Source organism: Bacillus sp. 22-7, from assembly GCF_010628845.1.
GTDB lineage: Bacteria > Bacillota > Bacilli > Bacillales > Cytobacillaceae > Cytobacillus > Cytobacillus firmus_B.
This window is the reverse complement of record NZ_NJQY01000001.1, coordinates 87,239-107,888: the sequence shown is the minus strand read 5'-3', so window position 1 is coordinate 107,888 and position 20,650 is coordinate 87,239. Positions and strand designations below refer to the sequence as shown.

Genomic DNA, 20,650 nt, shown 5'->3' with positions numbered 1-20,650 from the left:
ATCGATCGAGGACTTAACCAAAACGAAAAGCGGAGGCGACTGTTCAACTTCGAGAGACGTTGGAGAGCCGGCCATTCAAATCCTGGTTTTGGGATTTGGAGGGACGGATCGAAACGGCCGAGAAGTTAGGAGCCGAAGCTAGACAAGTCATTGGTGAATACTCGGCAAACACTTCTTCATACATTATCTAGTTTTGAGGGAACGAAGTTTCTTCAAACCAAATAGTCCGGTGGCGATAGCGAGAAGGTCACACCCGTTCCCATACCGAACACGGAAGTTAAGCTTCTCAGCGCCGATGGTAGTTGGGGGCTGTCCCCCTGTGAGAGTAGGACGCTGCCGGGCAACCCTGATTGGGTAACTTTATTTGGCCCCTTGGTCAAGCGGTTAAGACACCGCCCTTTCACGGCGGTAACACGGGTTCGAATCCCGTAGGGGTCACCATTTGGAGGATTAGCTCAGCTGGGAGAGCATCTGCCTTACAAGCAGAGGGTCGGCGGTTCGATCCCGTCATCCTCCACCATAACTTTAGTACGAGCCATTAGCTCAGTCGGTAGAGCATCTGACTTTTAATCAGAGGGTCGAAGGTTCGAGTCCTTCATGGCTCACCATTTTAATTTCATAATGCGGGTGTGGCGGAATTGGCAGACGCACCAGACTTAGGATCTGGCGCCGCAAGGCGTGGGGGTTCGACTCCCTTCACCCGCACCATTTTAAGCGGAAGTAGTTCAGTGGTAGAACATCACCTTGCCAAGGTGGGGGTCGCGGGTTCGAATCCCGTCTTCCGCTCCATTATTTTGCGCCCGTAGCTCAATTGGATAGAGCGTTTGACTACGGATCAAAAGGTTAGGGGTTCGACTCCTCTCGGGCGCGCCATATTACGGGGAGTAGCTCAGCTTGGTAGAGCACTTGGTTTGGGACCAAGGGGTCGCAGGTTCGAATCCTGTCTTCCCGACCAGCGACACTTCTTTTTCATGGGGCCTTAGCTCAGCTGGGAGAGCGCCTGCTTTGCACGCAGGAGGTCAGCGGTTCGATCCCGCTAGGCTCCACCATAAATATATAATCATTTCGGCGGTGTAGCTCAGCTGGCTAGAGCGTACGGTTCATACCCGTGAGGTCGGGGGTTCGATCCCCTCCGCCGCTACCAATATGATTACCTTTTACTAAATCGGAGGAATACCCAAGTCCGGCTGAAGGGATCGGTCTTGAAAACCGACAGGCGGGTCAAACCGCGCAGGGGTTCGAATCCCCTTTCCTCCTCCATATTTTATTTTAATAATATTGTCGCGGGGTGGAGCAGTCCGGTAGCTCGTCGGGCTCATAACCCGAAGGTCGCAGGTTCAAATCCTGCCCCCGCAATTTGGTCCGGTAGTTCAGTTGGTTAGAATGCCTGCCTGTCACGCAGGAGGTCGCGGGTTCGAGTCCCGTCCGGACCGCCATTTTTTTACAATATAAATAAATTTATGGCTCAGTAGCTCAGTCGGTAGAGCACGACCGAATAAGCTGCCTTGAAATACTTTAGCGTACCGATTGATAAATCGGGACGAAGGACGAAGCCAAATTTTATTTAGGCAAAATAACTTAATATGGCTCAGTAGCTCAGTCGGTAGAGCAAAGGACTGAAAATCCTTGTGTCGGCGGTTCGATTCCGTCCTGAGCCACCATTTTCTTAGTCTTCACAGACTTGGAGGGGTAGCGAAGTGGCTAAACGCGGCGGACTGTAAATCCGCTCCTTCGGGTTCGGCAGTTCGAATCTGCCCCCCTCCACCATTTATATAGGGGTATAGTTTAATGGTAAAACGAAGGTCTCCAAAACCTTTGATGTGGGTTCGATTCCTACTACCCCTGCCAGTAGGATAGTGGCGGTTGTGGCGAAGTGGTTAACGCATCGGATTGTGGCTCCGACACTCGTGGGTTCGATTCCCATCAATCGCCCCATTATTCTTTTTTTTGCATTAATTTTGGGCTATAGCCAAGCGGTAAGGCACCGGACTTTGACTCCGTCACTCGCAGGTTCGAATCCTGCTAGCCCAGCCATTTTTAAGGCAGCATAGCCAAGTGGTAAGGCAGAGGTCTGCAAAACCTCCATCCCCGGTTCAAATCCGGGTGTTGCCTCCAAATAAAAGACAGATGGTTATAACAAAATAATTTAAATGCGGGTGTAGTTTAGTGGTAAAACCTCAGCCTTCCAAGCTGATGATGAGGGTTCGATTCCCTTCACCCGCTCCAACACATATGGGCCTATAGCTCAGCTGGTTAGAGCGCACGCCTGATAAGCGTGAGGTCGATGGTTCGAGTCCATTTAGGCCCACCATTATACATACCATTATCAAACTAATTCCAATAGGGATTAGTTTTTTTTGTTTTTAGAAACTTTTTTAACGGCTGCCTCCAAGAGGAACAGGCTATTTTACTGTAAATGCAGATACCGAATGTGGAAGCGAGGAGCTAAGTTGATACTTTGTGAATACTTTGTGAACCGTTATTCTTGCCAGAGCACCATTAGGAGGAAAAAACCCTTGATATTACAGTGTTTTAGCTAAAATTGCCCCCCTTTTGCCTTTGAGGAAATATGAAGAAAGTGTGATTCATTTCACTTTTATGAAAACCCTTCTCAACTATTATGTAGGTAACAAAGTTAAGGAGCTGATGGAAGGTGGAAACACGAAAAGTGGACCAAAGCAGTTCAAAAGAACATAACTCTCTAAAGGGTACGTTCTTTTCAGTTACAGTAGTAGGGCTTGGGATCTTTGTTACTTATTTAATCTTGTACGGCCTGTATATGGCCAGAATATAGGGGGGATAAACAATGATGCATCGTTCTGAAAAGGTATGGCTTATTTTAAGCTTTGGAATGATTATTGGATTCATGTTAATCGCTGGCTACCAGGCATTCGCCTTTGAAATGGGGCCGCCAAGCTATGGAGAGCGAATTGATCCTCAGAAAGTGGATGAAACAGCACCGTTCGATAAGCCAGGAATTAAGAAAATTGGCGATAATGAGTATGAAGTAGTTATGACTCTACAAGTGTTCAGTTTTACTCCGAGTGAGATAGAAGTGCCTGCAGGATCAACAGTTCATTTTACATTGACGTCAAAAGATGTCGTTCACGGGTTCCAGGTTGCCGAAACTAACTTAAATGCTATGGTTGTGCCTGGTTATGTACAAAAAATCACTCAGAAATTTGATAAGCCAGGCGAATATTTGGTTCTTTGCAATGAGTACTGCGGTGCGGGTCATCAAATGATGAGCACAACCATTACAGTGAAATAAAGGGGGGATAGACAGTGGAAACAGTTATTAAGCAATCAGCAAAAACACAAGTTTTTAAGGATAAAGCAAATAAAGTTATGGGGATTAGCCTCGAGGATGGAAAATTAACGAAATCATATTTATCTGTTGCTTTCTTAGCCATCCTTCTAGGCGGAATACTTGGACTGCTGCAAGGCCTGAACCGGGCTGGAATGCTCGAATTGCCAGCATGGCTGAACTATTATCAGGTTCTTACAGCTCATGGTCTTCTGCTGGTAGTCGTACTGTCGGCGTTCTTCACAATAGGATACTTCTATGCCGGGTTATCCCATACATTGGGTGGCCTGCTTCCTAAGGTCAGAAAGATGGCCTGGATTGGTTTCTGGATGAAGATTTTTGGATTTGTCCTAGCGGTGATTCCGATTTTAATGAATGAAGCATCTGTTATGTATACTTTTTATCCGCCAATGGCTGCTTCACCCATTTTCTATATCGGCTTAGTATTTATCGTATTGGGTGTATGGATGTGCGCCTTCGGTGCCTTTATCAATGTAGCCAGCTGGAGAAAGAGAAATCCCGGCCAGCACATCCCGATTCTATCTTTCTTTGCAACAGGCGTATTTGTTCTCTTATTCTTCGGTAGCATACCTGTAGCCATTGAGGTTTTCACTATAATTCCTTGGGCTTTTGGATGGGTGGAGACAATAAATGTTATGGTTGCACGCACGCTGTTCTGGGCGTTCGGCCATACGCTGGTTAACATCTGGTATTTAACAGCTGTATCCGCCTGGTATGTCATTGTGCCGAAAGTTATTGGCGGCCGAAGATGGAATGACCTCTTAACAAGGATTGTGGTTATTGCACTAGTAATTATGAATATTACCGGCGGCTTCCACCATCAAATTATTGACCCGGGTATTTCTGAACCTGTGAAATACATGCACGTGTTTATGAGTTTGGCCATTGGCTTCCCTTCATTAATGACTGCTTATGCAATGTTTGCAGTCTTTGAACGCACAGCGAGAAGGAAAGGCGGAAAAGGCATAGTTGGCTGGTACAAAAAGCTTCCTTGGGGAGACGTTAGATTCCTTGCACCATTTATCGCAATGGCTGCTTTTATCCCTGCTGGGGCAGGCGGCATTGCTCAAACTACAAACCAATTGAATCAGGTAGTTCATAACACGATGTGGGTCGTTGGCCATTTCCACTTAACACTTGGCATGTCAGTAGTTATGACGTTCTTTGGCCTAAGCTATTGGCTCATTCCTTATGTATCTAAAAGAGTTCTGACACCGCAGATCAATAAACTTGGAGTTATTCAAACGATTATATGGACGCTCGGTATGATCATCATGTCAGGTGCGATGCACTGGGTGGGTTTGCTGGGATCTCCGAGAAGAACTTCCTATTCAACATATTTTGATAATGCAACTGCTTTAAGCTGGGATCCTTATCTATTCTTCCTGGCAATCGGTGGCACGCTTCTAATGATTGGTGTCCTTATGCAGGTATACGCAGTTTTTTACCTCATGTTCTTTGCGCCAAAAGGAAACACAGAGTTCCCTATTGCGGAAGTGGAAGAGGATGAAGCGCCAACACCTAGATGGACAGAACGCTGGGGATTGTGGGTTGTGTGTATGATTGCCCTTGTCGGCATGGCATATGTCATTCCATTGGTCGATTTCATTGTCAATGCGCCTCCAGGTTCACCTCCATTTAAAACCTGGTAAGGTATGAGAGATAGCTCGGCTGCTGGGCTATCTCTTTCTTTTAAAAGGAAGTGATGAATCATGTTTCTAAAAAATAGAACGGCTTTATCAAGCTTGCTAGTACTGATGTTTGGCATAGTCCTTTTTTACATTGGCACAAATGGGTTTCAGGCTTTTACTGCTGAAACAGCCAGGGTTAATCAGTTAATGGATGAAAAGCCTCAGTTCCCGGATGTAACGCTTGAAGACAATAATGGAAGGACCTACTCTTTCTCGGAATTTGAAGGGAAGTATGTTTTTATTACTTTCTTATATACTTCATGCGGTACGGTTTGCCCCGAGCTTGAGGTTAATATGTCTGAAGTATATAAACGGATTCCGGAAGAGTATATTGGCCACGACATTCAATTCCTTAGCATCAGTTTTGATCCGGAGAGGGATGATCCGAAAACATTGGATACTTACCGTAAGGCTTTCGGCAGTGACGGAGAAACGTGGAGAATGGCGAGGATACCGGAACAGCAGGAGCTTGACTCTTTGCTGGATCGGTTTGGCGTCATTGTCATACCGGATGAATACGGCAACTTTGCCCATAACTCGGCTTTTTATCTGGTGAACCCAAAAGGACAGTTAATCGAAGTCATGGACTACACCTTGATTGAAGAAGCGGCTGATCGGGTAACGGAGATTATGCGCAGCGGGAGGGAAGAATGATGAAGTCACCAGTTTACGGATTACTTCTGCTTCTTGCGTTGATGCTCCCGCCTGCAGCAAATTTGCTGGAGTCCATTATGATTACCCATATGCATATGCAAATGCCCCTGCTGGTGATCTCTGGATTGTTTATGGCGAAGTTCTTTCAGAATCGTTATCCTGAGTTTTTCTCAAAATGGAATGAAAACGGAGTGCCGGGTCTATTGCTGTTTTCAATTATTATGGTGTATTGGTCTCTGCCAAGGACGATGGATGAAGCTTTGACGCTTACAAGTGTAGAAGTCTTTAAATTTATCTCACTGCCATTTTTGGCCGGGGTGCCATTGCGGGACAGCTGGCCAAAGCTAAGTTCATTTTGGAAGCATGCTCTTATTATCTTTTTTACTATTCTTTTTCTAGCTCTGGGATGGCTATATATCTGGTCTCCTGTGCAGCTTTGCAATAACTATTTGGTTATCGAGCAGATTACGCTCGGCTGGGGTTTCATCTCAACCGCGTTTGCAATGGTTGTTTACTTGATTTATAGCTATTTTATGGATTTTTCAAAATATGAGTAAAAGAGTGACTGCTTCCGTCCTGGGAGCAGTTTTTACATTTTCAGCTGGTTTATCTGCTTGTAAGGTAATGATTAGTGAGCGAACTAAAATGGAATAATGACAGAATATCATAAATATATATAAGAAGGAGTGAGTAATTAAGGAGGGGAAGACATGGCGGATCCAATTGTCGCTAGATCTCTGGATGAAATTAAATTTTGGTCCAGGATCATGAAAGAACATGCCTTATTTTTAAGTTTGGGTTTTACATATGAACAGAAACAGTTAATTGCCGAAGCCCAGCAGTTTATTGCTTTATTTGAACGAATTGAGGAGAAGCTGGCAAGGTTTAATGTAAACTCCGAACTTGGCCAAGTGCAAGCTTTTAATAACGAGGTTTATCAGGCAGCTGCCGCTATCTGGAGCTATAAGAGAAAAGTATTGGGTTTGACCTTAAGATGCGAAATCCGTTCAAATAATTATCCTTTATTGATTGACCATATCAGCAGAGAAGCTGCTTATTTTGCTAATCGATTAAAAGAACTTAACTCAGGGGTACTCGCTCCAAAGCCGGAAGCTATAATAGAGGAGAATGTATTCTTCCTAAAGATTATGGCTGATCATGCTAAATTTATCGGCCATTTATTAGACCCTTCCGAAAGAAAGCTGGTTGAACAGGCCAGAGAGTTCAGCCATGATTTCGATCAATTGCTATTCCAGGCTGTGGACCTGGAATCTATGCAGCCGCAATCAGAAACGAAACCAATTCTGAGCCAATTCTTAAACCAGAATAAAGTATCAGTTGCTTCATTAAGGGATTTTAAGAAAACTGCCAGAGAATTAATAGAGGCATGCCGGATCAAAAGCAATATTCATCCTCTTCTGGCTGACCATACATTTAGAGAAGCAGAAAGATTTTTGGAAATTATCGATTTGTTTGAGGCGAGTCTCAAAAGATCTTAGATTTGCATGAATGAAGGGCTATTACTCACAGGCGGTTCGGATTCTGTCTTCACCTTCGTCATATAAAACGTTTTCGAATTAAGCCAGCCTATTATGGGGCTGGCTTAAATTTTCATTAGTACAACTTAATTGCACTTTACTTATTTATTTAATAATAGACAAAAAGATTGCTCTAGACCCACCCGAATGCCGCTTGGTAATATAAGCAAGGGTAAAGTAGGAGGCTGGGGCATGGAAGAGGAAAAGTATCAAAACCTTAAATTAGGTGAGCGTGCTGCGGTTATTAGTATTGCAGCTTATATATGTCTTTCTGTACTAAAATTAACAATTGGATATGTGAGTGATTCAGCTGCTTTGAAAGCGGATGGATTGAATAATACAACGGATATCATTGCTTCAATTGCAGTGCTTATAGGTCTTAGGATTTCCCAGCGTCCGCCGGATAAAAATCATGGGTATGGCCATTGGAAGAGTGAAACCATTGCATCTATGGTAGCTTCCTTCATTATGGCTGCTGTAGGTCTTCAAGTCCTGCTTAATGCTGTTTCATCCATGTTTGAAGGAGCTAATGAATCTCCTGATATCATTGCGGCATATACGGGAGTATTTTCTGGAGCGGCAATGTACTTTGTGTACCGCTATAACAAAAAATTAGCCATAAAAATTAACAGCAAGGCCGTAATGGCAGCTGCAAAGGACAATATTTCAGACGCATGGGTGAGTATCGGCACAGCCATCGGGATATTTGGGTCACAGCTGAACATGCCATGGCTTGATCCGTTAACAGCCATTATTGTCGGGCTTTTAATATGCAAAACGGCTTGGGATATTTTTGTACAAGCTTCTCATGAGCTTTCAGATGGATTTGATGAAGAAAAGATTAAAGAATATCAGGATGTCATCAAAAAAGTAAACGGGGTTAAAGGCATAAAAGATATTAAAGGAAGAAGCTACGGCAACAATGAAGTGATTGATGTGGTCATTATGGTTAATTCCACGCTTGATATTAAGGAAGCTCATGATATTGCGACACATGTGGAAAAAGTGATGATGCAGGATCATGGTGTTTATGATGTTCATGTCCATGTTGAACCAAATTGAAAAGAAAGGCGTCTCATGATGAGGGACCTGACGCTGAGGGAGTTTATTCTGTATGGATAAATCCTGCAAACACAACAGGTCTTCAAACTCGCTGCAGAAGTAGCTCCTGCAATTATAAAACAATTGGCAAGAAGAAGGGTCGGGCTTTTCTTCCATAATAGATAGCGGATTATCATCCCTTTTCATAAAAGGATCCATTTTTATCGAGATATACCTTGTCAAATGAAAATATCCAGAAATTAACTCTGATTAAAACGAATACGGTTCTTTTATTACTAAATCACGCGTATCCATAGAAAGAAGGAGTGGATGCGATGGAAATGCAGCAGGCAAAGATGGAGAGCAATGGAATGGCCGTAGCTTCACTGGTTCTTGGCATATGCGGGATTGTATTAGGACTGATACCGTTTATTGGATGGTTTCTTCTTCCCGCCTGGATCCTTGCCATTGTTTTTGGTGCAGTGGGGCTGAAAAAGGGTCAGAGCAAAGGGATGTGCTGGACAGGACTTATACTGGGAATTGGAACATTTATATACAAGTTCGGCTTTTGGATACTGGTTGCCATCGGATCAGCATCAGGAAGCGTATAGAAAGGACAGCGGAAGCTGTTCTTTTTTGTGAAAAAACTTTTGTCTCTAAACTGCTCGTTCCAATTCCTGTGTACCGATGCTTTTCGGGCATTTATGACTTATTCAAAAGAAAAAGGACATGAGCATTATAGAAATAAATCAGATGGTAAGGAATGTGTTAGAGAGGTTTATCATATCCAAAATGTGAATAGATATAACAGTCTTGGAGGTCTGGTTAAATCGATTTAACGGTAATTAAAAAAGCTGGATTTCAAAACTCTTTTCTAATTATGACCGCAAATGGAATTGTAATTTATGTGATATGCTAATGAAAAGTAAAAAAAGAAGTATAAAATTTTAGGGAACCTAGTGAATTAGAGGTTCCCATTATTATTAATAAAATCAAGAATATTCGTTTGCAACTCTTTTTTAACTGAACACTTTATCCAATTCCCTATACTGATCATAGGCATTGACCAGATGTTCAGGCACAATACCCCTTCCATAATCCCAGGAGTTTTTTTCTATTTCAGCCATGAGCTGTTCTTTCTCATCATCTTCTCCGTACATAAGCGTTCTGATGTCATGTTTGTTTTTCTTGAAATCCAGATAATAGCCGATCTCATGGTAAAGCATTAATTTTACCAGGTTCTCATTTGTCTCTTTTATTTTAAAATTGATTTTGGCTATGTAGCCGTTCACCTTCAGGTAGTTAAATTTTATTGTATTAGTTGAGACATTGTAGCTCATAGGCGAAGCGAGTGTATTGCTGAACTCATAATTTATATTGAGGCGTTGTTCGTTCAATGTATGTAAAATGATTTTTTCAATATCCCAGATATACAGCACTTTCCTTATCACAGTCCTTTCATTTTTTCTTGCCTTGATTATACAAGTCTATCAGTGACGGTAACAGTGTTTTTCACTACTTTGGGTCCATTTGGGCAGAAACTGTACATTATGAAAAAATGAGACTGAGGCAAAAGAAGGAGAAAAACAGGTAATGGAAAAATCTGAAACTTCACTGTTGCTTGATTCGTAGGTATGGTATTGACCAATTCTGATGAGGTGAAAAAATTGGAAAATAAAAAAGCAACAGTTGTTACTGTTTCAATGATGAAGCTGCAGATTTATTTATTCTTTACAACGATGGCGCTTATATTTGGGGTACTCTTTTTACATGCTGTGTTTTATGGCGCTGGGGAAATGTCTTTTGACCTCACAGGTATGCTATTATTTTTAGCTGGCATGGTCGCTATCGTTATTTTGCATGAAGCCATTCATTTGACGGGTTTTCACTATATTGGCGGTGTTCCCTGGAAGGAAATGACCTGGGGAGTCAATTTGAAAATGGGTGTGGCTTATGCTCATGCCAAACAGCCAGTAACAGTTCAGCAAATGAAAAAGGTTTTAATGCTGCCATTCATTCCGACTGGCCTATTGCCGCTTATTCTGGGGGTTGTGTTTAATATGCCTGGATTATCGGTCCTGGGAGCGATATTGACAGTTGGCTGCATGGGAGATCTTGTTTTGTATCAAAAGCTATTAAAATTTCCTAATGAGGCTCTTGTCATTGACCATCCGACTAAACCGCAATTTACGGTTTATGAATAGCGGTTATACTAGCTTTTATATTTGCTGTCCCATCTAATAAATAGCTGCGTGAAATAGAAAGCAACGAGGGCTGCCAATGCTGATATAAGGAGGTTTCTAATGGAATCCAGTCCATAGAGCCGGATCCCGATTAATTTAGATGCAGTGGTGCACAATCTCCAGTTTTCATAAACAATGGCTGTCTTATGAAAAAATGGAAAAAAGATACCGAACAGCATGAGGAAATAAATATATTTTTTCATTATCCTATTCCTTTCATTTGATCCTACTGGAAAGATATGAGTCAGATCCCCTTATTAGTATCAAATAGACAAGAAAAAAGGACAGTCATGGCTGTCCTTTTTAGTCTATTCTCTTTATGCGTCCATCAATTGCAGAACTAAACGGCTGAGGGAGCTGCTGTATATATTTCTCAAGTGCATCAATATCCATTGGTCCCGTCACTCTGCTTGTACCACTTTTGAATACAGTAAAATTGTCTCCGCCATCTGCGAGATAGGTATTAACGGTAACTGAATATTTCTTATCCGGATCAAGCCTTGTTCCGTTGGGCAAATAGATTTCCTGTATTTTACTGCCGGCAGGCTGTCTGTCATCCCAGCTGTAAGTGAAGCCCGAGACCTGAAGGATTCGGGTAGTATCAGGCTGCCATTGCTGATTGAGAATATCACGGATTTGGCTTCCTGTCAGGTTCATTTTAACCAATTGATTGCTGAATGGAAGGACGACATATAAGTTGCCCCATGTAACACGGCCTGCGTCAATGTCTGCCCGGATGCCCCCTGGATTGATGAAAGCGAAATCTGTGTTCATCGCTGCCCGCTCGGAATCGGCAATAAGATTGCCCAGGGCGGACTCGCCGCTTCTGTTTCGTGCAGCTGTGATGGGAAAGGAAGCAGTGCCAATATATCTGTTCACAGCGGGTTCTACTTTCATTTCGTAGTGTTCGATCATCCTGGTTATGTCGCTGGCAGGCTGGGTATTCTCTTGAAAAACATTTACAATTTCTGCGTGCTTACGGACAATATCCTTTGTCCGGGGATCTATTTCGATATCCACATCTGAAAAGGCAGTGCCATATGAATAGGCCTGCACGAGGAGCTTTCCATCCACCACACTGTTCAGATAAGCATGACTGTGGCCTCCGAACATAATATCAACTTCGTCATCTGCTTGATGGGCCAATTCTATTAGCTGGCCCGTGGCTAGTTCTCCATTTGGTTTTGATTTGCCGGGAACATGGGCCAGTACCACAATGGCTCTTACTCCTTGCTTTTTAAGTTCCCGGGTATACGTATTGATTGCTTCCGCTTCATCAGTGAAGGTAAGACCCTTCACACTATTTTGTGCGGATAAGCTTGGTGTTTGTTTCATGATCACACCGATAAACCCTATTGGGACCCCGCTGACATTTAAAATCTTATAGGGAGGAAGGATGGGCTTGCCAGAATTCTGACTGATAACATTGGCTGCAATCCAAGGAAAGCGTGAGCCGGGGTAAATCTTTGCAGCTGAAGGGCTACCGCCATTTAGTAAGCGAAGCAGCTGATCCAAACCCCGGTCAAATTCATGGTTGCCGATGGTGCCAATGTCAAACCCCATCTTATTCAAAAATTCAATGGTCGGTTCATCCTTCAGGAGGGCGGATACAGGAGGACTTGCTCCTATCATGTCTCCAGTATGAAGCAGGATGGTATTTTCATTTTCTGCGGCACGCTGGCGCAAATACGCAGCGAGATAATCTGCACGTCCTGCTGGTCTGCCGTTAATCTGCCGGGTCACATTCAGCTGGCCATGGAAATCATTGATTCCCAGCAGCTGGACTCTCTTGTATGGTCCTTCTGAGCGATCTTCAATATGGCCATGATAATCCTCAGAGAGGCCTTGCCGATCCCATGGATCTTTTTCTCCCAGAGACATTCCCAGAAAGCTAAATAATATAAGTGAGATAAGTACTTTCATCAATCAACCTCCTGTAATTGTGGCAGGGATAGTATTTGCAGATATTGGGGATTTAATCGTAAGGGGGCTTTTGGGTGGCAAGTAAATGAAAAAATCCTGCTAACCTGCACTTGTTTATCCAATTTGATAAAGGGTAAGTTCATATTAAGAAACATAATACTGCCAAAGGAGATGACAACATATGAAATATAAGAAGCTTTTGCTTTCAGTCCCATTGGGTGCAGGATTATTGTTGACAGGGTGCGGAACAGATGAACAGGAGCCGCCGCCGGAAACGGAAGATGTGGAATTGGAAGATAATCAAATGGAAGAAAACAATAATGAAGATAGTGAAATGCAGGATCCAGGCACATCAGAGGAGTCGGATATGGAGGAACCCGGCATGAATGAAGAATCTCCACAGGATGAAAGTGATATGGATATGAACGATGGGGGTTCTGAAGAGAAATAATTGATGATACACATCTAATACATGTAGAAAAACGTCTGCTAATGGCAGGTGTTTTTCTATGTTTTTTCAAAAAATTTGAATGTCTAAGCCGTGGAGTATTCAGCTGCAGGGATACAAGTGATCTAGCGGGAAAAAGCGGAAGCTTTTTCATACACATTATAGAAATCCCTTTTATTTGTTTTCAGAATTATGTATACTAAAATAGAATTAAATAGCAATAACTAGGGGTGCCCAATAGCTTGGGCTGAGAGAGAAACGCGCTAAAGTTTCTTGACTCTTTGGACCTGATCTGGATTATACCAGCGTGGGGAAGTTAGAATGTGCAAAAGTTACTTTGTGCAAAGACATCTGCGGTTAAGCCGGTCCATCCTTATGTGGACCGGCTTTTTTACATATCTGACACTTTCTCGGTTCCAGGTCTCGTCCTTATATTTTAAAAAAGGGAGAGATAATCAATGACTGCAAGTTCTTTAAATCAGGAGAGTATTTCTATTATGTCGAGCTTTACTGGAAGCAAAAAAATCTATGTGGAAGGATCCAGACCGGATATCAAGGTTCCAATGCGGGAGATAGAATTAAGTCCCACCACCGGTACTTTTGGAGAGGAAATCAATAAGCCGGTTCGCGTATATGATACGAGCGGGCCTTATACGGATCCTCAATACACGGCAGATCTAAAAACAGGGCTCCCCGCTCTGAAAAGCCGGTGGATTCAGGAACGCAAGGATGTTGAAGAGTATGATGGGCGGGAAATTAAGCCTGAGGATAACGGGTTCCGCGATGAACATGATCCGCGTGCTAATCATAAAGTCTTTCCTGGCTTATCCCGCAAGCCATTGAGAGCGATAAAAGGGAAGAATGTCACCCAGCTTCACTATGCAAAAAAGGGAATCATTACTCCAGAGATGGAGTTTATAGCCATTCGGGAAAATATGGAACCTGAATTTGTACGGTCTGAAGTAGCGAGGGGCCGGGCAATCATTCCTTCCAATATCAATCATCCTGAGACAGAGCCAATGATCATCGGAAGGAATTTTCATGTGAAAATTAATGCGAACATTGGAAACTCGGCTGTTTCATCCTCTATTGAAGAAGAGGTAGAGAAAATGACCTGGGCCACACGCTGGGGCGCCGATACGATTATGGATCTTTCAACTGGAAAAAATATTCACACAACACGTGAATGGATTATCAGAAATTCTGCTGTTCCTGTAGGGACGGTGCCGATTTATCAGGCATTGGAAAAGGTGAATGGAATTGCTGAGGACCTCACGTGGGAAGTATACAGGGATACTTTAATCGAACAAGCAGAGCAGGGGGTTGACTATTTTACAATTCATGCAGGTGTCCTTTTACGTTATGTACCGCTTACTGCCAAAAGGCTGACCGGAATTGTGTCCAGAGGCGGATCCATTATGGCCCAATGGTGCCTGCATCATCATAAAGAGAACTTTTTATATACACACTTTGAAGAAATCTGCGAGATCATGAAAGCTTATGATGTGGCCTTCTCCTTAGGGGATGGACTGCGGCCGGGATCGATTGCAGATGCAAATGACGAGGCTCAATTTGCGGAGCTTGAAACACTTGGGGAACTGACGAAAGTTGCCTGGGAACATGATGTTCAGGTAATGGTCGAGGGTCCTGGCCATGTTCCAATGCATTTAATCAAGGAAAACATGGATAAACAATTGGAAATCTGCAAAGAAGCTCCATTCTACACACTAGGGCCCCTTACGACAGATATAGCTCCGGGATATGACCATATTACCTCTGCAATCGGGGCTGCCATGATTGGCTGGTATGGGACCGCGATGCTTTGCTATGTTACCCCTAAAGAACATTTGGGTTTGCCAAATAGAGACGATGTCCGTGAGGGTGTCATCACGTATAAAATTGCCGCTCATGCTGCAGATCTGGCTAAGGGACATCCTGGAGCGCAAAAAAGGGATGATGCCCTGTCAAAAGCCCGTTTTGAATTTCGCTGGAGAGATCAATTCAATCTTTCTCTGGATCCTGAGCGCGCTTTGGAATTCCATGATGAAACATTGCCGGCTGAAGGGGCAAAAACAGCTCATTTTTGTTCCATGTGCGGGCCAAAATTTTGCAGTATGAGAATTTCTCAGGATATCCGGAATTATGCAAAAGAGCATCAGCTTAAAACCGACGAAGCGATACAGAAGGGACTGGAAGAAAAAGCTGAGGAATTTAGTAAGGCCGGAGGAAACATTTATCAGTAGTCTTTTTATAGTTTAATAGAAATTTTATCCGCTGGGGGTGCCTGTTTGCAGGCTGAGATTAAAGCAAAAGCTTAAGACCCTTGGAACCTGATCTGGCATGAATTCCAGCGTAGGGAAGTGGAGTATCGGGTCTATATTCCAAGGCCTCATACCCCGCTTTCTATTTAGAAGGTGGTTTTTTATTTGCACAAAATTAAAAATAGCATGGTAGCATCCTCTATGAAAAAAAGTCTGCATGTTATATCAGATGGAAAGCTTTCTCTAGAGGCCTTTGCTGAAATAGCAGGTGAAGTAGAACCCTTTGCAGACAAGTTTCACTTGAGGGAAAAACATCGAACCTCAAGGGAGCTATATGAAGGGGTTGAGCTGCTTTGTAATGAGGGAATCCCCCTTCATAAAATTGTTATAAATGATCGGGTGGACGTTGCTTGGACATATAAAACAGGAGTACATCTTGCTTTCCACAGCCTTCCAGTCCATGTTGTCAAAATGAATTTTCCAAATATGCCCATCGGATGTTCCGTACATTCTCTTGAAGAAGCAAAAGAAGCTGCAAAACAAGGGGCTGATTATATCCTGTTTGGGCACATATTTGAAACCGGTTCAAAGAAGGGAGTTCCGCCAAGGGGCACTCGGTCACTGGAGGCTCTTAAAAAGGCAGTAGAAATTCCTGTATTGGCAATTGGAGGCATTAAACAAGAAAATGTCACAGAGGTTTTGGAGGTTGGGGCAGACGGCATTGCTGTAATGTCGGCGATTTTGCAGGCAAAGGACCCTGCAGAGGCAGCAAAGCTCTTTTTAAATAAGTTTAATGAGGAGGGGAAAGATGAGGAAAATATTTGACGCCGTTATAGTAGGTGGAGGCATTAATGGAAGCTCCATTGCTTTTCAACTGGCTAAAAGAGGGTATAAAGCGGCCGTTTTGGATAAGGGAAAAATAGCCGGCAAGGCTTCCGGAGCTGCAGCTGGAATTTTAGGAGCCCAAACGGAACTGACAGAAGATGGCCCGCTATTCCAGCTGGCATGCAAAAGCCGCTCCATGTACCAGAGCCTGATTCCTGAACTGGAAGATTTATCACAAGTTCATATTGGCTATCAAAATAAGGGTGTATATAAAGTAGCGGCTAATAAAGAAGAGGAGCTGGCATTAAAAAGATTGATAGAAATCCAGCAAAAAGCAGGTGAGCAGGCCGAATGGTTACCAATTGATAGCCTGATCAAACTTGAACCCTTCGTATCAAACAAATTGAGGGGGGCCATGTATATACCGAATGACGGACAGGTACAGGCATATGAATTGTCCCTAGCCTTTGCAAAAGCTTCGATAGCCATCGGCGCAGAAATTTATGAGTATACACATGTAATAGATTTTATTTTAAAAGATGAAAAGGTTTATGGGGTCAGAACCAGCCAGGGAGAATTTCTGGCAGATTCCGTTATTGTTGCTTCGGGGGCCTGGAGCAGGGAGATTCTTGAAAGAACGGGTCTTTCGCTGCCAATTATTCCGGTAAAAGGCGAGTGCTTCTCGGTCAAGGTTGAAAAACCTCTTGTACAGGGGACGATCTTTTCACACGGATGCTATATCGTTCCAAAGCAATCTGGCAGGCTGGTAGTTGGCGCGACGGTTAAGGTAAACTCACTTGATGAAAAGGTGACCTTTGAAGGCATATCCCTGCTGATGGAAAAGGCTCAAAACCTTGTCCCGGATATTGCAAATACAGAATGGGAAAGGGCCTGGACAGGTATTCGTCCGCAATCGGCTGATGGGCAGCCTTTTTTGGGACAACATCCGGCCTATGAAGGGTTATACATTGCAGCTGGGCATTTTCGGAATGGGATCCTCCTTGCCTCGGCAACAGGAGAGCTGATGGCAGACATCCTCGAAGGCAAAACAGAGCAGTTTAATCCGTTTAATCTGTCCCGACTGGACTGCTTTGTCCAATCGTCTAAAGGGGTGCTCTTATGAATGTTGTCATTAACGGAGATGCTATGGTGCTGCCTGAAACAGTTAATTCTGTTTCACTTCTGCTTGAGCATTTCCATTTGGAGCAAAAGGTAGTCATTGTCGAACTGAACAAGCATATTTTGGATAAGTCCATGCATGCTGAAACCATGCTGACAGATGGGGATCGAATCGAAATAGTACACTTTGTAGGAGGCGGATGATTTTGTTGAAAATTGGACCATATGAATTTAACTCACGGCTGCTGCTCGGAACAGGAAAATATCCAAACTTTGATGTGCAAAGGGATGCTGTAGAAGCTTCGGAATCAGAGGTGCTTACCTTTGCTGTACGCCGTATGAACATTTTTGAAGCGAACCAGCCCAACTTTTTGGAAAAGCTGGATTTAAAGAAATATAAATTACTCCCTAATACGGCAGGAGCGAGTACAGCTGAGGAGGCTGTCCGAATAGCAAGGCTATCCAAAGCTTCCGGGCTCTGCGACATGATTAAAGTTGAGGTTATTGGATGCAGCAAAACGCTTCTTCCCGATCCAATAGAAACAATAAAAGCAGCGGAAATCCTATTAGACGAGGGATTTATTGTTCTTCCCTATACTTCTGATGATGTCGTGCTTGCTCGAAAACTTGAAGAAATAGGCTGCCATGCTGTCATGCCATGTGCTTCGCCGATTGGTTCAGGACAGGGAATCATTAATCCTATTAATCTTCAATTTATTACAGAACAGGCTGATGTGCCGGTTATTGTTGATGCTGGAATTGGGAGTCCGGCAGATGCGGCATTGGCAATGGAGCTGGGAGCAGATGGAGTATTATTAAATACGGCAGTTTCCTCTGCCGCTGATCCTGTTAAAATGGCAAAAGCAATGAAACTCGCGATTGAAGCAGGGAGGCTCGGCTATGAAGCAGGCCGGATACCCAAAAAACGTTATGCATCAGCAAGCAGCCCGGCGGAAGGAATGGTTTTTAGTTGAGTGAGCGATACTCCCGCCAGATGTTATTTCCTCCGATTGGCAAAGAAGGACAGAAAAAGCTGAGGGGAAAACACGCTTTGATTATAGGGGCTGGTGCATTAGGGGCTGCAAATGCGGAAACTCTCACAAGGGCAGGCGTCGGCAAATTAACCATTGCCGATCGGGATTATGTGGAGTGGAGCAACCTGCAGCGTCAGCAGCTTTATTGTGAAGAAGATGCCGTACGAAAAGTGCCAAAAGCGATAGCAGCGGCTAAACGCCTAAAAGCCATCAATTCAGAGGTGCAAATTTTCGCACGTATTATGGATGTAGGTGTACAGGAAATGGAAGAGCTGATTGAGGATGTTGATTTAATCATCGATTCAACGGATAATTTTGACATTCGCTTTCTGATCAATGATATTTCTCAAAAGCACCGGATTCCCTGGATATATGGAGGCTGTGTGGGGAGCTATGGTTTAAGCTATACTATTTTGCCTGGGATGTCACCGTGCCTGAATTGCCTGATGGACAAATTGCCAATGGGGGGAATTACCTGCGATACGGCTGGTGTTATTCAGCCAGCTATTCAAATGGTTGCGGCTCACCAGTCTGCTGAGGCATTAAAGATATTGGCAGAAGACTTGGAATCCTTACGCGCGACACTTGTTTCTTTTGATGTATGGAAAAATCAATTTAGTTCTGTGAATGTTTCTTCCTTAAGAAATCCGCAGTGCTTATCGTGCGGGACTAAACCAGTTTATCCCTTCCTGGACTACAGAAATCAGACAAAGACAGCGCTGCTTTGCGGGAGGGATACCGTTCAAATCAGGCCTTCAGCTCTTCAGGATATGGATGTTGCCTATCTCGAAAAATCCCTGGTCTCTCAAGGAATCAATGTAGAGAGCAATCCTTATTTGCTCTCTTTTTCGATCAATGACGCCAGAGTAGTTGTATTTAAGGATGGAAGAGTGCTGGTGCATGGTGTAAGAGACATTCTACAGGCAAAGAACCTGTATCATCGTTTCCTTGGATAATGAGTTTTGTCTATCGGCTAAGCATTTAAGGCTAAATAAAAAAAGACCTGTCCATTCTTCATTTGAAGGGCAGGCCTTTTTTAATTACTTATCTTCTCTTAATAAGTAGTTATTCCCATCCTGGTCTTTAAACGTAAACATAGTTCCAAAAGGCATCTTTAACATATCTTCAACTTCTATGCCATTTTGTTTCATTTGTTCATAGGCAGCTTCAATATCAGTGGTGCTGAAAAGGATGGAAGGGTGGGCAACAGCAGATGGATTTTGCTGTTCCATTGCTGCCTTTGAATAAACAACCAGAGTCGTGAACTCATCATCGCTTGGACCCACTTCAATCCAGGATGCATTTGGTCCCATAGGCTGTTCGAATTTTAGGACAAACCCCATCTTATTTAGCCAAAAATCTTTTGCCTGTTCCTGATCCTCAACGTATACTGTGATTTTTCCAATTTTAGTGATCATGAAAAAGGTCTCCTTTAATTCATATCTTATATTAGCGATTTTATCAGTATAAAGCTGTAAAAACAATTTCAACTAAGGGATAGTTCGCTTTAATTTACTTCAGATTGGAGATAATTACTGTAAACATTGAGAGGAGAGAAATATGAACATTGACTCCATAAAGTTCACCGATCCTCCTGTCCATCATCAATTTCCCCCGTTATATGAGAACCTGGGGCTTCCTGAAGTTTCTTCCTTTGTTGAGCAGAAATATGAATTTGATTTTACAGTAGGAAAAACAAAGAGAACTGGGCATGGAAGCATTCGAATGTATAAGCAATATGGAGAGTTTAAGGTAATGATTTCTGAAAAATTGACCGGGTTCGGACCCAAAAGGCTTGAAAAGCTGGAGAGTCTGCTGATGGAGGAGGTTAAAGAAGGATTTATCAGCAATATAAAATCTGAAACAAAAACACGAAAAGTATACCACTTGCATTTTGGCCGTAAAGAGGGTGAATAGGGACAGTTTTCCTGTCCCATATAGCTTACTTGGTGTTATCTCTTTGCGCTTTTAAAGCAATTCTTTCAAGACCATTTTCTCTATCACCCGCATATTCTGTTTCCTTTGGAAGTGCATTATTTCTATGATCTGATTGGCTTTTTTTCTTATTATTCTCTGTCATGATTTTCACCCCCTTTAAGCTGTTAGCATTGTGTTTAGTTTGCATTTTTTTAATGAGGATATGCCTTAAGTTTATAAACCCAAACATTCAATCAAACGTTTGATTGATAAGTGGCAGCTCTTTTTCCGCTGACGAAGTGCAAGTGAAATAGTTTTTTCAAAAAATGAAACCTCTATGATTATCTTCCGTAATTAACAAGTACAAGATATTCATGGAGGTTTTCTATTTGAAGATGGTTTGGATCATTACTAGTGTAATTTTAATTATTTCAGCTGTTTTAGCAGTCTTCATGTATCTTAAGAGTAAGAGCAGCGGGGATCCTGAGTCCGTAATTAATTATGTGCAAGAACACAGGGAAACAGAAAATATGGCTATGGTTATTCGCCATCTTTGGCCAACCCGACAGTCGATGTGGTCCAGGTTGAAGACCTACAAATTGCCCAAGTAGAATAGCAGGAAGTATTT

Annotated in this window: 22 protein-coding genes, 20 tRNA genes, 1 rRNA gene and 2 riboswitches; of the genes, 38 read left to right on the top strand and 5 right to left on the bottom strand. The window is 43.0% G+C overall.

What is annotated here, in order from left to right:
* Positions 1–225: 225 nt before the first annotated feature.
* The 29 genes from rrf (at position 226) to CE058_RS00580 (ending at position 8,863) form a co-directional block, all read left to right on the top strand.
* A 5S ribosomal RNA gene (gene rrf, locus CE058_RS00720) occupies positions 226–342 on the top strand.
* A gap of 24 nt (positions 343–366) precedes the next feature.
* Positions 367–441, top strand: a tRNA-Glu gene (locus CE058_RS00715).
* A gap of 3 nt (positions 442–444) precedes the next feature.
* A tRNA-Val gene (locus CE058_RS00710) sits at positions 445–520 on the top strand.
* Between the two features lie 12 nt (positions 521–532).
* Positions 533–608, top strand: a tRNA-Lys gene (locus tag CE058_RS00705).
* Positions 609–623: 15 nt separating this feature from the next.
* Positions 624–708: transfer RNA gene (locus tag CE058_RS00700), tRNA-Leu, on the top strand.
* A gap of 6 nt (positions 709–714) precedes the next feature.
* A tRNA-Gly gene (locus CE058_RS00695) sits at positions 715–789 on the top strand.
* Between the two features lie 7 nt (positions 790–796).
* A tRNA-Arg gene (locus CE058_RS00690) sits at positions 797–873 on the top strand.
* A gap of 5 nt (positions 874–878) precedes the next feature.
* A tRNA-Pro gene (locus CE058_RS00685) sits at positions 879–955 on the top strand.
* Positions 956–973: 18 nt separating this feature from the next.
* Positions 974–1,049, top strand: a tRNA-Ala gene (locus CE058_RS00680).
* An 18-nt stretch (positions 1,050–1,067) separates the two neighbouring features.
* A tRNA-Met gene (locus tag CE058_RS00675) sits at positions 1,068–1,144 on the top strand.
* 23 nt (positions 1,145–1,167) lie between these two features.
* A tRNA-Ser gene (locus CE058_RS00670) sits at positions 1,168–1,260 on the top strand.
* Between the two features lie 22 nt (positions 1,261–1,282).
* A tRNA-Met gene (locus CE058_RS00665) sits at positions 1,283–1,356 on the top strand.
* Between the two features lie 3 nt (positions 1,357–1,359).
* A tRNA-Asp gene (locus tag CE058_RS00660) sits at positions 1,360–1,436 on the top strand.
* A gap of 149 nt (positions 1,437–1,585) precedes the next feature.
* A tRNA-Phe gene (locus tag CE058_RS00655) sits at positions 1,586–1,661 on the top strand.
* Positions 1,662–1,683: 22 nt separating this feature from the next.
* Positions 1,684–1,767 (top strand) — tRNA-Tyr (locus tag CE058_RS00650).
* A gap of 7 nt (positions 1,768–1,774) precedes the next feature.
* Positions 1,775–1,848, top strand: a tRNA-Trp gene (locus CE058_RS00645).
* An 11-nt stretch (positions 1,849–1,859) separates the two neighbouring features.
* Positions 1,860–1,935, top strand: a tRNA-His gene (locus CE058_RS00640).
* 24 nt (positions 1,936–1,959) lie between these two features.
* Positions 1,960–2,034: transfer RNA gene (locus CE058_RS00635), tRNA-Gln, on the top strand.
* Positions 2,035–2,041: 7 nt separating this feature from the next.
* Positions 2,042–2,115 (top strand) — tRNA-Cys (locus tag CE058_RS00630).
* A 37-nt stretch (positions 2,116–2,152) separates the two neighbouring features.
* Positions 2,153–2,226: transfer RNA gene (locus CE058_RS00625), tRNA-Gly, on the top strand.
* 8 nt (positions 2,227–2,234) lie between these two features.
* Positions 2,235–2,311: transfer RNA gene (locus CE058_RS00620), tRNA-Ile, on the top strand.
* Positions 2,312–2,653: 342 nt separating this feature from the next.
* Positions 2,654–2,794, top strand: a complete 141-nt coding sequence (locus tag CE058_RS00615) for a cytochrome c oxidase subunit 2A (protein WP_163139610.1) — start codon at positions 2,654–2,656, stop codon at positions 2,792–2,794.
* Between the two features lie 12 nt (positions 2,795–2,806).
* On the top strand, positions 2,807–3,271 hold the full coding sequence (locus tag CE058_RS00610) for a cytochrome c oxidase subunit II (protein ID WP_076263118.1): 465 nt from the start codon (positions 2,807–2,809) through the stop codon (positions 3,269–3,271).
* Positions 3,272–3,285: 14 nt separating this feature from the next.
* Complete coding sequence (locus CE058_RS00605; RefSeq protein ID WP_163139608.1) at positions 3,286–4,980, top strand: cbb3-type cytochrome c oxidase subunit I; 1,695 nt, start codon at positions 3,286–3,288, stop codon at positions 4,978–4,980.
* Positions 4,981–5,040: 60 nt separating this feature from the next.
* Positions 5,041–5,673: an SCO family protein gene (locus tag CE058_RS00600; RefSeq protein ID WP_163139606.1), complete on the top strand. Its 633-nt coding sequence runs from the start codon at positions 5,041–5,043 to the stop codon at positions 5,671–5,673.
* Positions 5,670–6,230 (top strand): hypothetical protein, encoded by a 561-nt coding sequence (locus CE058_RS00595; RefSeq protein ID WP_163139604.1) that lies wholly within the window; start codon positions 5,670–5,672, stop codon positions 6,228–6,230. The genes CE058_RS00600 and CE058_RS00595 overlap by 4 nt, the downstream gene beginning before the upstream one ends.
* Positions 6,231–6,383: 153 nt before the next feature.
* Positions 6,384–7,172: a DUF2935 domain-containing protein gene (locus CE058_RS00590; protein ID WP_163139602.1), complete on the top strand. Its 789-nt coding sequence runs from the start codon at positions 6,384–6,386 to the stop codon at positions 7,170–7,172.
* 231 nt (positions 7,173–7,403) lie between these two features.
* The gene (locus tag CE058_RS00585; RefSeq protein ID WP_163139600.1) at positions 7,404–8,273 is read left to right on the top strand and encodes a cation diffusion facilitator family transporter; all 870 of its coding nucleotides are present in this window, start codon (positions 7,404–7,406) and stop codon (positions 8,271–8,273) included.
* 314 nt (positions 8,274–8,587) lie between these two features.
* Positions 8,588–8,863 carry a hypothetical protein gene (locus tag CE058_RS00580; RefSeq protein WP_135149679.1) on the top strand — a complete coding sequence of 92 codons (276 nt, stop codon included), beginning with the start codon at positions 8,588–8,590 and terminating at the stop codon, positions 8,861–8,863.
* A 408-nt stretch (positions 8,864–9,271) separates the two neighbouring features.
* Here the strand turns inward: CE058_RS00580 and CE058_RS00575 are convergent, their stop codons facing one another.
* Positions 9,272–9,691, bottom strand: a complete 420-nt coding sequence (locus tag CE058_RS00575) for a hypothetical protein (protein ID WP_163139598.1) — start codon at positions 9,689–9,691, stop codon at positions 9,272–9,274.
* Between the two features lie 228 nt (positions 9,692–9,919).
* On the opposite strand from CE058_RS00575, the gene CE058_RS00570 reads away from it, so the two are divergent.
* Positions 9,920–10,456: a DUF3267 domain-containing protein gene (locus CE058_RS00570; protein ID WP_163139596.1), complete on the top strand. Its 537-nt coding sequence runs from the start codon at positions 9,920–9,922 to the stop codon at positions 10,454–10,456.
* 8 nt (positions 10,457–10,464) lie between these two features.
* Here the strand turns inward: CE058_RS00570 and CE058_RS00565 are convergent, their stop codons facing one another.
* The gene (locus CE058_RS00565; RefSeq protein WP_163139594.1) at positions 10,465–10,698 is read right to left on the bottom strand and encodes a hypothetical protein; all 234 of its coding nucleotides are present in this window, start codon (positions 10,696–10,698) and stop codon (positions 10,465–10,467) included.
* Positions 10,699–10,798: 100 nt separating this feature from the next.
* Positions 10,799–12,418, bottom strand: a complete 1,620-nt coding sequence (locus CE058_RS00560; RefSeq protein WP_163139592.1) for a bifunctional metallophosphatase/5'-nucleotidase — start codon at positions 12,416–12,418, stop codon at positions 10,799–10,801.
* A gap of 181 nt (positions 12,419–12,599) precedes the next feature.
* On the opposite strand from CE058_RS00560, the gene CE058_RS00555 reads away from it, so the two are divergent.
* The 7 genes from CE058_RS00555 (at position 12,600) to CE058_RS00525 (ending at position 19,061) form a co-directional block, all read left to right on the top strand.
* Complete coding sequence (locus CE058_RS00555) at positions 12,600–12,869, top strand: hypothetical protein (protein WP_163139590.1); 270 nt, start codon at positions 12,600–12,602, stop codon at positions 12,867–12,869.
* Positions 12,870–13,082: 213 nt separating this feature from the next.
* Positions 13,083–13,197: riboswitch (TPP riboswitch) on the top strand.
* 127 nt (positions 13,198–13,324) lie between these two features.
* Complete coding sequence (gene thiC / locus CE058_RS00550) at positions 13,325–15,109, top strand: phosphomethylpyrimidine synthase ThiC (RefSeq protein ID WP_163139588.1); 1,785 nt, start codon at positions 13,325–13,327, stop codon at positions 15,107–15,109.
* A 23-nt stretch (positions 15,110–15,132) separates the two neighbouring features.
* A riboswitch (TPP riboswitch) is annotated at positions 15,133–15,242 on the top strand.
* Between the two features lie 86 nt (positions 15,243–15,328).
* A complete protein-coding gene (tenI, locus tag CE058_RS00545; RefSeq protein ID WP_163139618.1) occupies positions 15,329–15,952 on the top strand; it encodes a thiazole tautomerase TenI in 624 nt (207 codons plus the stop codon).
* The gene (gene thiO, locus CE058_RS00540; protein WP_163139586.1) at positions 15,936–17,075 is read left to right on the top strand and encodes a glycine oxidase ThiO; all 1,140 of its coding nucleotides are present in this window, start codon (positions 15,936–15,938) and stop codon (positions 17,073–17,075) included. Before tenI ends, thiO begins: the two co-directional genes overlap by 17 nt.
* Positions 17,072–17,275 (top strand): sulfur carrier protein ThiS, encoded by a 204-nt coding sequence (thiS, locus tag CE058_RS00535; RefSeq protein WP_163139584.1) that lies wholly within the window; start codon positions 17,072–17,074, stop codon positions 17,273–17,275. Before thiO ends, thiS begins: the two co-directional genes overlap by 4 nt.
* Positions 17,272–18,045 carry a thiazole synthase gene (locus CE058_RS00530; protein ID WP_163139582.1) on the top strand — a complete coding sequence of 258 codons (774 nt, stop codon included), beginning with the start codon at positions 17,272–17,274 and terminating at the stop codon, positions 18,043–18,045. Before thiS ends, CE058_RS00530 begins: the two co-directional genes overlap by 4 nt.
* Positions 18,042–19,061 carry a MoeB/ThiF family adenylyltransferase gene (locus CE058_RS00525; protein ID WP_163139580.1) on the top strand — a complete coding sequence of 340 codons (1,020 nt, stop codon included), beginning with the start codon at positions 18,042–18,044 and terminating at the stop codon, positions 19,059–19,061. The genes CE058_RS00530 and CE058_RS00525 overlap by 4 nt, the downstream gene beginning before the upstream one ends.
* Before the next feature lie 84 nt (positions 19,062–19,145).
* Here CE058_RS00525 and CE058_RS00520 read toward each other — a convergent pair whose 3' ends face one another.
* On the bottom strand, positions 19,146–19,523 hold the full coding sequence (locus CE058_RS00520; RefSeq protein WP_163139579.1) for a VOC family protein: 378 nt from the start codon (positions 19,521–19,523) through the stop codon (positions 19,146–19,148).
* A 142-nt stretch (positions 19,524–19,665) separates the two neighbouring features.
* On the opposite strand from CE058_RS00520, the gene CE058_RS00515 reads away from it, so the two are divergent.
* Positions 19,666–20,022, top strand: coding sequence for a hypothetical protein (locus tag CE058_RS00515; protein WP_163139577.1), 357 nt, complete (start codon positions 19,666–19,668; stop codon positions 20,020–20,022).
* Between the two features lie 25 nt (positions 20,023–20,047).
* Here the strand turns inward: CE058_RS00515 and CE058_RS24640 are convergent, their stop codons facing one another.
* Positions 20,048–20,185 carry a hypothetical protein gene (locus CE058_RS24640; RefSeq protein ID WP_169799766.1) on the bottom strand — a complete coding sequence of 46 codons (138 nt, stop codon included), beginning with the start codon at positions 20,183–20,185 and terminating at the stop codon, positions 20,048–20,050.
* Positions 20,186–20,650: the final 465 nt, after the last annotated feature.